This window comes from Tissierella praeacuta, assembly GCF_040396155.1.
Taxonomy (GTDB): domain Bacteria; phylum Bacillota; class Clostridia; order Tissierellales; family Tissierellaceae; genus Tissierella; species Tissierella praeacuta_A.
In genome coordinates this window covers 1-14175 of record NZ_JBEBOY010000015.1, presented here as the reverse complement: position 1 = coordinate 14175, position 14175 = coordinate 1, and the positions used below count along the sequence as shown (strand labels likewise).

10 protein-coding genes are annotated in these 14175 nt (G+C 29.4%); all 10 read left to right on the top strand.

Annotated features, from left to right (window positions below):
- Window positions 1-65 precede the first annotated feature (65 nt).
- The 10 genes from ABWP20_RS09070 to ABWP20_RS09025 all read left to right on the top strand — a co-directional run bounded on the left by ABWP20_RS09070 (window position 66) and on the right by ABWP20_RS09025 (window position 13819).
- Window positions 66-770: a hypothetical protein gene (locus ABWP20_RS09070; RefSeq protein ID WP_353095477.1), complete on the top strand. Its 705-nt coding sequence runs from the start codon at window positions 66-68 to the stop codon at window positions 768-770.
- Window positions 771-859: 89 nt separating this feature from the next.
- Window positions 860-1021 carry a hypothetical protein gene (locus ABWP20_RS09065; protein ID WP_353095476.1) on the top strand — a complete coding sequence of 54 codons (162 nt, stop codon included), beginning with the start codon at window positions 860-862 and terminating at the stop codon, window positions 1019-1021.
- Window positions 1022-1344: 323 nt separating this feature from the next.
- On the top strand, window positions 1345-3222 hold the full coding sequence (gene htpG / locus ABWP20_RS09060) for a molecular chaperone HtpG (protein ID WP_353095475.1): 1878 nt from the start codon (window positions 1345-1347) through the stop codon (window positions 3220-3222).
- Between the two features lie 56 nt (window positions 3223-3278).
- Window positions 3279-4745, top strand: a complete 1467-nt coding sequence (locus ABWP20_RS09055; RefSeq protein WP_353095474.1) for a DUF445 family protein — start codon at window positions 3279-3281, stop codon at window positions 4743-4745.
- A 212-nt stretch (window positions 4746-4957) separates the two neighbouring features.
- The gene (locus ABWP20_RS09050; protein WP_353095473.1) at window positions 4958-7090 is read left to right on the top strand and encodes an adenosylcobalamin-dependent ribonucleoside-diphosphate reductase; all 2133 of its coding nucleotides are present in this window, start codon (window positions 4958-4960) and stop codon (window positions 7088-7090) included.
- Between the two features lie 114 nt (window positions 7091-7204).
- A complete protein-coding gene (locus ABWP20_RS09045) occupies window positions 7205-7618 on the top strand; it encodes a hypothetical protein (RefSeq protein ID WP_353095472.1) in 414 nt (137 codons plus the stop codon).
- Window positions 7619-7756: 138 nt separating this feature from the next.
- The gene (locus ABWP20_RS09040; protein ID WP_353095471.1) at window positions 7757-9763 is read left to right on the top strand and encodes a sigma 54-interacting transcriptional regulator; all 2007 of its coding nucleotides are present in this window, start codon (window positions 7757-7759) and stop codon (window positions 9761-9763) included.
- A 463-nt stretch (window positions 9764-10226) separates the two neighbouring features.
- The gene (locus tag ABWP20_RS09035) at window positions 10227-11669 is read left to right on the top strand and encodes an SLC13 family permease (RefSeq protein ID WP_353095470.1); all 1443 of its coding nucleotides are present in this window, start codon (window positions 10227-10229) and stop codon (window positions 11667-11669) included.
- Between the two features lie 38 nt (window positions 11670-11707).
- A complete protein-coding gene (locus ABWP20_RS09030) occupies window positions 11708-12901 on the top strand; it encodes a CaiB/BaiF CoA transferase family protein (RefSeq protein ID WP_353095469.1) in 1194 nt (397 codons plus the stop codon).
- Window positions 12902-12919: 18 nt separating this feature from the next.
- On the top strand, window positions 12920-13819 hold the full coding sequence (locus ABWP20_RS09025; protein ID WP_353095468.1) for a hydroxymethylglutaryl-CoA lyase: 900 nt from the start codon (window positions 12920-12922) through the stop codon (window positions 13817-13819).
- Window positions 13820-14175 lie beyond the last annotated feature (356 nt).

Genomic DNA, 14175 nt, shown 5'->3' with positions numbered 1-14175 from the left:
AATGCCATAATGAAATATAATGATATTTAATAATAAAATATTCTATTACAGTAGGAGGGTATGCTATGAAGAAATTGATTTTTATTTTATCATTTGCACTTGTATTAGTATCTCTAACAGGCTGTACGAAAAATATTGTAAGTGATGTTTCAAAATCAGAAATCGCAGAAAATATACAAAAAGAAGAGCTAACTATTCTAGGAGATTATGGCAATGCATTAAAATTATTAGATTCTCAATTAAATGGTGGAGTAGATGAAAGGATAGATGCAAAGGAAGGAATAGGTGTAGTTGAGATACAAAAGATTAATGACGAATATTATCTAGGGTCTTATTACAATTATCCAAGAGATCCTATGACGAACTTATATTATAGCATAATTGATTTAGATGGGAATACTATAAAACCAATAGAAAAACTAGAATATACTGATTACATTGATGAAGTTTATGCGGATATTGAAAACATGAGTATAAGATTTATTTACAATGGAGTAAATATTATAAATGGTTATAGACAGTATCCTTATGATATGGTCTATGATATAAAAACCGGTGAATATAGAAGAGAAAATGAATATACAAAGATTGATATGTATTCTAAAGTAACATTAGGAAACGGAATAAATATTATAGGACTTAACTCTGTATGTACAAATAATAAAGAAATCAAATTTGATTTTATAGAAGTAGAAGGAACAATTTTAGCAGGAGGAAATTTACATCCAACAATAAATATTGGTAGAAAGTTGGATAATCAAGGGATTTAATAGATAAAGAACCAGTAAAGTTATATATTGATTTTGAAAATACCGTATTAACTGGAAAAAGTAAGGAGCAAATACTAGCTTTAAAGAATATGGATTATATAAATAATGTTGAGATACGAGAATATTTAGATGTTAATGAAGATAATCATGTGGTGGTTTATTTAACTGTAGAAGGGATAAATGAATATAAAGGCGAAACAAATATGAATGAAAAAACTGGACTAGATGAGTTTAAATTAATATTTAAATAAGTAGTATTTACTTAGACTACTTTTAGATATTGGTGTTAGTATATAAGTGTGGACACGAAAAGTTTAACATCGATAGAAAGATTTAATATAAGATTATATTAAGGAAGAAATAGAATTATTTTATATGATAATGAACTATAAAAAACGGTACTTAAAGCATCTTACTATAATATCTAGATAGCTAATATAAGAAATAAAGTAATATTTTGAAGGATTCTTGTCTTGACATAAAAAAATAAATATGATATATAAATATTATTAGCACTCTAACGTTTAGAGTGCTAATAATATTTACAATAGTAAAAAGGAAAGGGAAGATATCTATGGAGAAAAAGGAATTTAGGGCGGAATCCAAGCGATTGCTTGATTTAATGGTAAATTCAATCTACACGCATAAAGAGATATTTTTAAGAGAATTGATCTCTAATTCATCTGATGCTATTGATAAAATCTATTATAAAGCTTTAACTGATGAAAATATTAGCTTTAATAAGGATGATTATTATATCAAAATAGTTGCAGATAAAGATAATAGAACACTAACTGTATCAGATACAGGAATTGGAATGTCAAAGGAAGAGTTAGAAGAGAATCTTGGTGTAATTGCAAATAGTGGTTCCTTTGCATTTAAAAATGAAAATGAGTTAAAAGATGGATTTGATATAATTGGTCAGTTTGGTGTTGGATTTTATTCTGCATTTATGGTAGCAGATAAAGTAACAGTTATAAGTAGGACCTTTGGAGCAGATGAAGGATATAAATGGGAATCTGAAGGGGCAGAGGGATATAGCATAGAGCCTACAAATAAGGATACTGTTGGAACAGATATAATATTGAAAATCAAAGAGAATACAGAAGATGAGAATTATGATGAGTTCTTAGAAGAATATAGAATAAGAGGAATTATTAAAAAGTATTCTGATTTTATTAGATATCCAATAAAAATGGATGTTACAAAAAACAAATTAAAAGAAGGCTCCGAAGATGAGTATGAAGATTATAAAGAAGAAGAAACAATAAATAGTATGGTCCCAATTTGGAGAAAGAATAAAAATGAATTAACAGAGGAAGATTATAAAAACTTTTATGCAGAGAAACATTTTGGTTATGATGAGCCAGTAAAATCAATTCATTTATCTGTAGATGGTGTTGTAAGATATAATGCTTTACTATTTATACCAAGTCAGATTCCTTATGATTTCTATACAAAAGAATATGAAAAAGGTTTGGAATTATATTCCAATGGAGTACTTATTATGAATAAATGTGCTGATTTGCTTCCAGATCATTTCAGCTTTGTAAAAGGAATTGTAGACTCAGAGGATCTTTCTCTTAATATATCTAGAGAAATATTACAACATGATAGACAATTAAAACTAATTGCAAAGAAAATTGAAGATAAGATTAAGGATGAATTAAGTTTGCTTCTAAAGAATGAAAGAGAAAAATATGAAAAGTTCTTTGAAGGTTTCGGAAAACAATTAAAGTTTGGAATATATAATGATTTTGGAATGCATAGAGAAACATTAGAAGACTTACTTATTTTCTATTCTTCAATGGAAAAGAAAATGGTTACTTTAGAAGAATATGTAAGTAGAATGCCTGAGGAACAAAAATACATTTACTATGCAACTGGTGAATCTGTTGATAGGATTGATAAATTGCCACAAACTGAATTAATAAAGGATAAAGGCTATGAAATTTTATATTTAGTAGATGATATAGATGAATTTGCAATTAAGATGTTGATGAAATACAAAGAAAAGGAATTTAAGTCAGTATCCTCAGGAGATTTAGGTATAGAAACTGATGAAAATGAAAAAGATAATGAAAAGGAAATAGAAGAAAATAAAGATATTTTCTCATTTATGAAGGAAGCATTATCAGATAAGGTAAAGGATGTTAAACCATCTAAGAGATTAAAAAATCATCCGGTTTGTTTATCTAGTGAAGGAGAACTTTCTATAGAAATGGAAAAAATCCTAAGTCAAATGCCAGATAATCATGGTATAAAAGCAAATAAGATATTAGAGATTAACATACATCATCAAGTATTTGATACATTAAAGACTGCCTTTGAAAATGATAAGGACAAATTAAAGCTTTATACTAATGTATTATATAATCAAGCATTATTAATAGAGGGGTTACCTATAGAAGACCCTGTTGAGTTCACAAATAATATATGTAAACTTATGTAATAGGAAGGGGGCGGTTTTTTGAAGGAACCGCCCCTATTGCTTTGAAAGGAGAAAAAATGAAGATTCTAATACCCATTATTGTTGGAGCAATCATAGGATATTTTACAAACTGGCTTGCTATAAAGATGTTGTTTAGACCCCATTATGAAAAAAGAATAATGGGAATAAAAATACCATTTACTCCTGGACTTATACCTAAAGAAAGAGATCGAATAGCTAGAAGTATAGGTGAAACAGTAGGAGGATATCTATTGTCTCCTGAAACAATAGTTGAAGCATTGTCTAATAAAGAGACAGATGAAAATATTAAATCATGGCTAGAAAATAGAGCAAATAATTTAAAAGATAATAAACAATCAATAAAAGAGTTTTTATTAAAACTGCTAGATGATAAATATAATAAGTTCATATATAGATTTGAAAAAAAGATAAATAATATAATTATTTCTCAAATAAGAGGGGAACAGTTTAAGTCCCTAATATTTAAGTCCATTGCAGATAAAATAAATAAGATGGATGCTGAAAATATCTATAAAGTAATAGATGAAAGGTTACGAGATTTATTATGTGAAATCTCAAGTTCTAAAGACCTGACAAATGGATTAATAAATTTGATGAGATCAAAGTTAGAAGATTTTGCTCAAGATGATAGAAAATTAGCTGAAATAATTCCAGATGATATATTGACTCAAATAGATCAATATATTGATGAAAATCAAGATAAAATTGGAAATAGTATAAAAGAAATTTTTAAAGATCCCGTTATACAGCAAAAACTTAAAAATTCTATTTCACAACTTGTTTCTCAAAATATGAGCAAATTAATTATTGCTTTTATTAGTCCAGATATAATTTCTGATAAAGCATTTCATGTGATAGAAAAATATATTAATAGCGAAGAAGCCAATAAAAACATTGTTATGATTATTAAGTCTTCTATAAATAAGTTATTACAATCTAGAATTTCAGCAATCATACCAAATGTAGCAGATAATATTGGGGAAAAAGGAGTTTCAAAAATAGGAGATATATTAACTGAATATATATCTAATGAAAATAATCAAAATGCTTTATTGGAATTTGTCATGAGAAAATTAAGAGATAGTGAAACAGGGAATAGAGAAAAAATAATAAATTACTTAAATACTAATATAGATACTATATTAAACTCAGCAGAATTAGATAGTACTATATCAAATATTGTCAAAAATATGATAGATAACTTTTTAAATAAGCCTATATATTCTATGGCTGAAAAAATAGATGAGAATATGTTTGGAAATATTTACAATATAATTAGAAATATCTTCAATAAATTTTTAATAAATGAACTACCTCCAATTATTGAATTATTTAATATCTCAAGGATTGTAGAAGATAAGATTAATAGTTATGATGTAGATTTCGCTGAAGAATTGATTCTAGAAATTGCCAATAAAGAATTAAAAGCTATTACTTGGTTAGGTGCTCTTTTAGGAGGATTCTTAGGTATATTAACTCCTTTAATTCAAATGCTATATTAAGATAATTTAATATTTTTGATTTTTGGATTAATATTTGATAAATTGGATATATGTAGTATAGGAAAAGACATATAATACTATATATAGTTGATATTTAATAATTCATAAACAATAAATTCTTAATAGTGAATAGTTGAATAGGTGTAAGACTTATTGTCTTTATCATTTAACTATTCACTATTGCTTGTTATTTATTATAAAGGGGGAACATTATGTTAAATGTTGAGAAACGAAATGGTAATATAGTTGCATTTGAAGAGGAGAAGATTGTAAATGCAATTAAAAAGGCAATGGGGGAGACGGAATTAGGGATTGATGAGAATTTAGCTAAAGAAATTGCCAATAAAGCATTTATAGATTTTAGTAAACTGGAAATAGTAAATATAGAAAAAATACAAGACTTTGTAGAAATAGAACTTATGAAATCACGCCCAGATGTAGCTAAAGTTTATATTATATATAGAGAAGAAAGGGCAAAACTAAGAGAGCAAGGTTGGGCTATGTCAGACCTTCAAAGAGATATTTATGAAAAGAAATATCGTTTTGAAAATGAATCTTTTGATGGATTTTTAACTAGAGTTAGTGGTGAGAATGATGTTATAAAAAAGGCAATAAAGGATAAGAAATTTATGCCAGCAGGGCGTATTTTAGCTGGCAGGGGATTAAATAAGTTTGGTAGAAAAATTACTTTATCAAATTGTTATGTAATGCCTAAAGTTGAAGACAATATAGAATCAATATTTGATACTGCAAAATACTTAGCAAGGACTTATTCCTATGGTGGTGGTGTAGGTTTAGCTATTTCTAAATTAAGACCAAAGGGATCTAGGGTAAATAATGCTGCAAATACTACAACTGGTGCTGTTTCATTTATGGATTTATTTTCTATGGTTACAGGGCTTATTGGTATGCGAGGCAGACGTGGCGCATTAATGCTTAATATGGATTGTAATCATCCTGATATAGAGGATTTTATTGATGTGAAGAATGATTTGTCTAAGGTTAATTATGCAAATATATCTGTTAATATAGATGATAAGTTTATGAATGCAGTTAAAGACGATGAAGAATATAATCTATATTTTAAAGTTGAATCCACAGGAGAAGAAATTAGCAAGAAAGTAAACGCCATGGAATTATTTGAAAAATTAGCAAAGAATAATTGGAATATGGCTGAACCAGGAATATTATTTACAGATAAAATTAACTCTTGGCATTTAATGAGTGAAGATAAGGATTTTGAATTTGCTGGTGTTAATCCATGTGCAGAAGAGACACTTCCACCATTTGGCAGCTGTAATTTATCATCTATTAATTTATCTGAATTTGTAAAGAATCCATTTACAAAGTATGCATATTTTGAATATGAAAAATTTGGACAAATGGTAAGAGACGGTGTTATTTATTTAAATGAAATATTAGATGAAAATATGGAGTTACATCCATTAGAAGAGCAGAGAAGAATGTCAAGAGAACTTAGACAAATTGGACTTGGAATCATGGGATTAGCAGATATGTTTATTAAAATGGGAATAAAATATGGAAGTCAAGAGTCTATTGATCTAATTCATAAAGTAGGGCATACCATGATTAATGAAGCTTTGAGACAGTCAGCTTTGATGGCTAAGGAAGAGGGGCCATTCCCAAGATATAAAAGAGAAGCAGTACTTAACTCTCCTTTCCTTTTAGCAAATGCTACAGAAGAGGTGCTGGAATTAATCAAGGAGTATGGACTTAGAAATAGCCAATTATTAACTATACCGCCTACAGGAAGCATTTCAACTTTAATAGGATGTAGTAATGGTGTAGAACCAATATTTCAAGTAGCATATACAAGAAAATCAGAATCCCTTCATAATATGGACACTTACTATAAAGTATTTACACCTATCGTTAAGGAGTATATGGATAGAAATAATATAACTATAGAAGAGGAATTGCCTGATTTCTTTATAACCACTTCAAACTTAAATTATAAAGATAGAATCGATGTTCAATCAGCATGGCAGCAATATATTGATGCTAGTATTTCATCTACAGTAAATGTACCTAATGAATTTACAGTTGAAGAAGTCGAAGAACTTTATTTATATGCTTGGGAAAGAGGATTAAAAGGGGTTACTATTTATCGTGATGGTTGCGCAAGATCTGGAATACTTATTACAGATAAGCCAAAACAAAGTAGACAGGATAAAATAGATGAATTGAAAAATGAGTTAAACAAGTTAGCAGCCGAACAAGTAAAAGAAAATCCAGAAATTTGTCCGATTTGTGGCGGTACTATGATGCATAGCGGCGGTTGTTCAGAATGTCAAGACTGTGGATATAGCCCATGTTCATTTTAATTTAATCTAATAAAAATAATGCAATTGGAAATAATTCTCCTATTGCATTATTTTTTTAGTGAAAATTTTATCGAGATAGGATATAATAAAATAAAAATATAAGGAGTGAGTTAAGTGCAGAGTGAATACGGTGAATCACTAAAAAAGATAGAAAAACTAATGAAACATTTTATTTTGGTAATAGAAATTTTATTGGCAGCTTTTATTATGATTACAGTGCTTTTAAGCGTAAAAGATATTATTGTTCTTATTTATACTGTTTTTATGACAGAGGCAGCTAGTTCATATGAAATATTACAAGGACTATTAGCTCATATACTATTGTTAGTAGTGGGCTTAGAATTGGCACTTATGCTAATTACTCATTCTGCGGGAAATGTTCTTGAGGTAATATTATATGCAATTGCAAGAAAAATGTTAATTAGCAGTACTAATACTATGGACATACTTTTGGGAGTAGTGTCACTAGCTATAATATTTGCAGTGGATAAATATCTGCATACAAAAAATGTTAAGAGGATGTTTTAATAGGAAGGTTGAATATTGATAAAATACACGACATGTTAATATGTTCGTGTATTTTTGTCATATGTTTTCTTTATTGAAATTTATATCCTAAAACTGTATTATTATAATAAATATTAAAAATTGGAAGGATGTTATAAATTGTTAGATTATTATGACCCTAATCATGGTAATGGGTTAGCAACAGAGATTGCATTAATTGCTCCTACAATTGAGTTGACTAAAAAGACTAAGAAGATTATTGATGAAAGAAATGAGAAAATTAATGTATTTACATCAATGGTTGAAGTAGATGCCATAAGTGATGCATTGAGAATTGCTAGAAAGATAGTTGAAGAGGGAACTAAGATAATTATTACTAGGAAGGGAACAGCAATTGCAATTAGAAATGCAAAACTTGATGTTTCTGTAGTAGTTATTAATACTATTTTATCTGACTATGTGGAATCCATTAAAGTTGCAAAACAATATAATGGTTTAATAGCTTTCTTTTCCTATGATAAAATGACAGATGATGTTAAAAGTGTGTGCAGTATGCTTGATATGAAAGCAAAATTTTATAATTTCAAAAGTGATAAGGACTGCGAAAAAATAGTAAAACAAGCAATTAAAGATGGTGCTGTATTAGGTATTGGAGGCGTAATGAGTCAAAAATATTCTGATATATATAATCTAAATCATATAACTATTGAAAACTCAGAGGTTTCAATAGTAAATGCAATAGAAAATGCAAGGCAGCTTCTACTAGTTAAAAAAGAAGAATTAAATAAACAAAATGAGTTAAAACTTCAGCTTGAAAGATATAAAGCTGTTCTTAACTTTACCCATGATGCAATAATAGCTGTTGATGAAACTGGAACTATTGATGTAATAAACCCTGTCGCAGAGGATATAGTTAAAGTAGCTTCAGGATATGCCATAGGAAAGAATATAAAAGAAATAATTAGTAATTCTGAGATGCTTTATCCTCGAAAATTAAAGGAAAAACAATTAAATCAGTTAATGGATATAAATGGTACATTAGTATCTACAAATAGAGTACCTATTATTGTTGAAAATCAGATTAAAGGAGTAGTTGCTACTTTTCAAGATATAAAGATAATTCAAGAAAATGAAAATAAAATTAGGAGGACATTATATAAGAAGGGTTTAGTTGCTAAGTATAATTTTAGAGATATAAAGGGAAAATCTGAAGCATTAAAAAATACTATTGAAATAGCAAGGAGTTTTGGTTTATCTGACTCTACTATTTTAATTCAAGGAGAAACGGGTACAGGAAAAGAACTATTTGCACAAAGTATACACAATATTAGTAAGAGAAAAGATGGACCCTTTGTTGCTATAAACTGTGCTGCATTATCCAAGAGTCTTTTAGAATCAGAATTATTTGGATATGAAGAAGGAGCCTTTACTGGCGCATCTAAGGGAGGTAAAATTGGATTATTTGAACTAGCACATAAGGGAACAATATTTTTAGATGAAATAGGTGAAATACCTACTGAAATACAAGCACAACTTTTAAGGGTTCTGCAGGAAAAGGAAATTAGAAAAGTTGGATCTGGAGTAAAGACTCCAGTAGATGTGAGAGTTGTTGCTGCAACTAATAGGGATTTAAAAGCTGAAATTTTATCTAAAAGCTTTAGAGAGGATTTATATTATAGGATATGTGTGCTTAATTTGCACATACCTCCACTTAGAGAAAGAGATGATGATATAAAATTATTAAGTAGATTTTTCTTTGATAAATATTTAGGAAGCAACAGTAAAAAGTATTTAGAACGTTTTAATATAATAATGGATAAAGTGCAAGATTATAAATGGCATGGGAATATTAGGGAGTTACAAAATTTTGTTGAGCGTATTTCAGTACTTTTACATTATCAAGGAAATAATAAAGATACTGAAGAGTTAATAGATGAGCTTTTAAGAAATAAAGGAATGTATAATAGTAGTCATGATAATATTAATGAAATAGATAACTATAATGTTAATGATGAGGAAGTTAATTTGGAGCAGTGGGAGATTAATAGGATTATAAAAGCTCTTAAGGATAATAATTTGTCAATGCAAAAAGCGGCAGATGATTTAGGTATTAGTAGAACTACATTATGGAGGAAAATGAAGTTATATAAAATAAACTATAAATAATAGGGTCTTTAGAATAAAGATATAAGTTAATATGGATTTTAATAGTAGAGAAACCAATGCGAATAAATACTACATTGGTTTCTTTTATATTTTATTATGTAATTGAGTTTTTCTTGAATGTAACATTAGAAATTATATTTTAATTTGTTTTTCATAAAAATCCTATGAAACATAAAAAACGACAAAAAAAGACAAAAAGAGATAAAGTGAAACATAAAGAAACATAAGAAAACAAAAAGAATGATATTTAGATTTGTAAATATTATTACAAGGAAATATTATAGTTTAAAGAACAAAATAATAATCTCAAAGTCTATTGAAATTTCAATGATTATATTCTTTTAAAATAAAAAGATATAAAAGTATATAAATTTGGCATGGCAATTGCAATGATATATAATCGTAATTTTAAAATTATAAATGCGCATTTATAGAAAATAGTATTAATAATCGGAGGGAAAAAATGGGAAAATTTAAAGCAAGAAAAATTGGATTAATTGCAGGCATAATCGCATGTCTATTATTACTTGTAATACCTACACCTGCTGGATTAACTCCATTGGGACAAAGAGTTTTAGCTGTATCAGTGTTAATGATTATTTTCTGGATGACAGAAGCTATTCCAATTCCTATGACAGCCTTATTACCAATACTTTTATACCCAATACTAGGGATAACTGGTGCTAAGGGTCAAAATGAGATTAAACTATTTACTCACTATGCATATCCAACTGTATATTTAGTATTAGGTGTAGGATTTCTTGCTACAGCAATGGAAAGATGGGGATTGCATAGAAGAATGGCTCTTGGAATTGTTATGAAAGTTGGCAGCAAACCAAAGAGAATAGTTTTAGGATTTATATTAGCTACAGCTTTTATATCTATGTGGATGTCCAATACAACTGCAACAGCTATGATGCTTCCTGTAGCGATTTCAATTATTTCAACTATGGATAAGCAAATATCTGGTGGGTTTAAAAAAGCATTAGTTCTTTGTATACCATTTGCAGCAACAATGGGTGGTTTGGCAACTGTAATAGGTACAACAACAAATCCAACAGGTATTGGTATTATTCATCAAACCTTAGGAATAGAAATTAACTTTTTAGAATGGTTAAAAATAGGTTTGCCATTTACAGCAGTAATGCTTCCACTTATGTGGATTTACCTAGTTAAATTTTATAAAGTTGATAAATTAGATGATATAGATGTTAATGTTGTTAAGAAAGAATATGAAGCATTAGGACCTATGAACAAAGGTGAAATATATACAACTATTATATTTATTGTATCCGTATTATTATGGGTGACTCGTGCATTCTGGAAGGATTATGTTCCATTTGCAACAGATGAAACTATAGCTATGGCAATTGCAATAGCAACAGTAGTAATTCCAGTAGATTATAAAGAAGGAATTTATGTATTAGATGGTAAGGAAGCATTAGGAAATGCACCATGGGGAACTATGTTGTTATTAGGTGGTTCTATGGTTATGGGTAATGCTTTTACTGATGCAGGAGTTGCACAATGGGTAGCCGGAAACTTAGGAGTACTAAGCAGTATGCCACAGATAGTTATAATTATTGCAGTAGGTGTAGTTACGGCAGTATTAACAGAAGTTACTACAAATGCAGTTGTTGTTGCATCTTTCCTACCAGTATTAGCAGGTATTGCTCAAGGAATTGGAATGGATCCGCTTCAACTGATGTTAACTTGTATGATTGCATCAAACTTCGCATTTATGTTACCTCCAGGAACACCTCCGAATGCAATAGCATATAGTACAGGTGCATTTGAAGTATCAGACTTAATGAAGGCTGGTTTTGGATTAAAGATAATTGGATTGATCGTATTCCCATTATTGATGTATTTTGTAACCTTTGGAATATTTGGAGTGGGAATGTAATGAATAATTAAAATTTATATAGACTTAGGAGTGAGGACATGAGTAAAGGAATATTAGACGGAGTAATAGTATTAGATTTAACAAGGGTATTAGCAGGACCATATTCTTCTATGTTATTGGCTGATATGGGTGCTACAGTATATAAAATAGAGCAACCAAAGAAAGGTGACGATAGTAGAGCATTTGGTCCATTTGTAAATGGGGAAAGTGCTTACTATATGAATCTTAATAGAAATAAATATGGAGTTACATTAAATTTAAAAGCTCCTGAAGGAAAAGAGATATTTAAGGAAATGGTTAAAAAAGCAGACGTTGTTCTTGAAAACTATCGTCCAGGAACAATGGAGAAATTAGGCTTAGGATATGAAACATTAAAAGAAATAAATCCAGGTATCGTTTATGGTTGTGTATCAGGCTTTGGGCATTATGGACCATATAGTAAAAGGGCAGGATATGACATCATTGGACAAGCTATGGGTGGACTAATGAGTACCACAGGTTGGCCAGAAGGAGGACCTACAAGAACTGGTACTGCCATGGGAGATGTTCTAGGTGGGTTAGGAGTTACAATAGGTGTATTAGCTGCAGTGATCAATAAGGTAAAAACAGGAGAAGGTCAAAAGGTTGATGTTTCATTAGTTGACTCCGTTGTATCTTCATTAGAAATTATTACACAAATTTACCTTGCTACAGGTAGAATACCAGGAAGAATAGGTAATAGATATGAATCTGCATATCCTTATGATTCCTTTAAAGCAAAGGATGGAGATGTAATAATTGGCTGTGGTAACGATAAGTTATATGAGTTATTAGTAGAGGCTATGAATCAACCAGAATTATTAACAGATGAAAGATTTAAAACAAATGCACTAAGAGTACAAAACCATGTGGTTTTAAAAGAAATTATAGAAAATTGGACTACTCAATATGAGATTGATGAAATAGTAGAAAGTCTACTAGAAAAAGGAGTTCCATCATGCCCAATAAATACAATAGATAGACTGGTAAAGGACCCTCATATTGCAGTGGCAAGAGAAATGTTTGTTGATGTTAAACATCCAGTAGCAGGAGAAACAACTTTAACTGGAAATCATATTAAATTAAGTGACAAGAAAGCTGAGATTAAAACTCCAGCTCCAACACTTGGACAGCATAATTATGATGTATATGGTGGATTTGTTGGGATAAGCAAAGAAAAAATTGATGAGTATATTGAAAAAGGTGTTATGTAAAATAAAGGAGGGATAGACGTGGGTAAAAAGGTAGAGATAGTTGAAGTAGGACCAAGAGATGGGTTTCAGAATTTAGAAGATTATATACCTGTAGAAGAGAAACTGAAAGTAATAGAGGATTTAATTGGAGCAGGCATCAAGCATATTCAACATACATCTTTTGTTAGTCCAAAGGCTATCCCACAACTAAGAGATGCAAGTGAGATAACTAAAATATTATTAGAAAAATATCCAGATTTTGATTTTTTCCCATTGGTTCCAAATCTTTATGGTGCTAGAGTAGCCTATGAACTTGGAATAAAAAAGATTTCATATGTTGTATCCTTAAGTAAAAGTCACAATAAGGCAAATATAAACAGAACCCATGAAGAATCATTTGAGGAATTGAAAAAGATCATGGATGCTTATAAGGATTTAGATATTTGTGTAGATGTTGCAACAACTTTTGGATGTCCTTTTGAAGGTAAATTTTCTACAGAAATAGTAGTAGAATTTATTAGACAACTTGTGGATATTGGTGTTAAAGAGATGACGTTAGCTGACACCATTGGTATTGCTAATCCAAAGCAAGTAAGAGAAATTGTTGGAGCATTGAAGAAGGAATTCCCTGAAATAGAATTCCAAGTTCATATCCATGATACAAGAAATATGGGCATGGTAAACACCTTAGCGGCAATAGAATCGGGAATAACTAAGGTACAATCAACCCTTGGAGGTTTAGGGGGATGTCCCTTTGCACCTGGAGCCTCAGGCAATACTGCTACAGAGGATCTAGTATATATGCTTAATGACATGGGCTATGATACAGGAGTAGATATTGAGAAATTATTAGAAGCAGCAAGATATGAAAAGAGCATTATAAAAGGAAATTTTAGCGGACATTTAGTAAATATACAAAAACAACAATGCTGTAAATAGTGCGGTAAATAGTCATAATGCCATATAAATAGGCTATCTAATCAGGGTAGCCTATTTATAATGATATGTTAGATTCTATATAATTAAAGATATAGGAAAGAATAAGTTTTTTAGTTATTAGTTAGGTTTTACATTTAAAATATAGTTTTAAATGTTGAGATGTCTAGTATATGAGTTAAAAGATACTAGGGAAGATGGATAAAGAATAAGAAACAATAGGATAGATAATTAATATACAAAATTATGATTATTAAATAGTATAGAAGATTGAAATATGGGGTTACTGATAGAAGCATTTCATAATAAAGGAGGGTAAAAGAATGGCTAAAGGAAAGGTAACATTTAAAGAAGACATC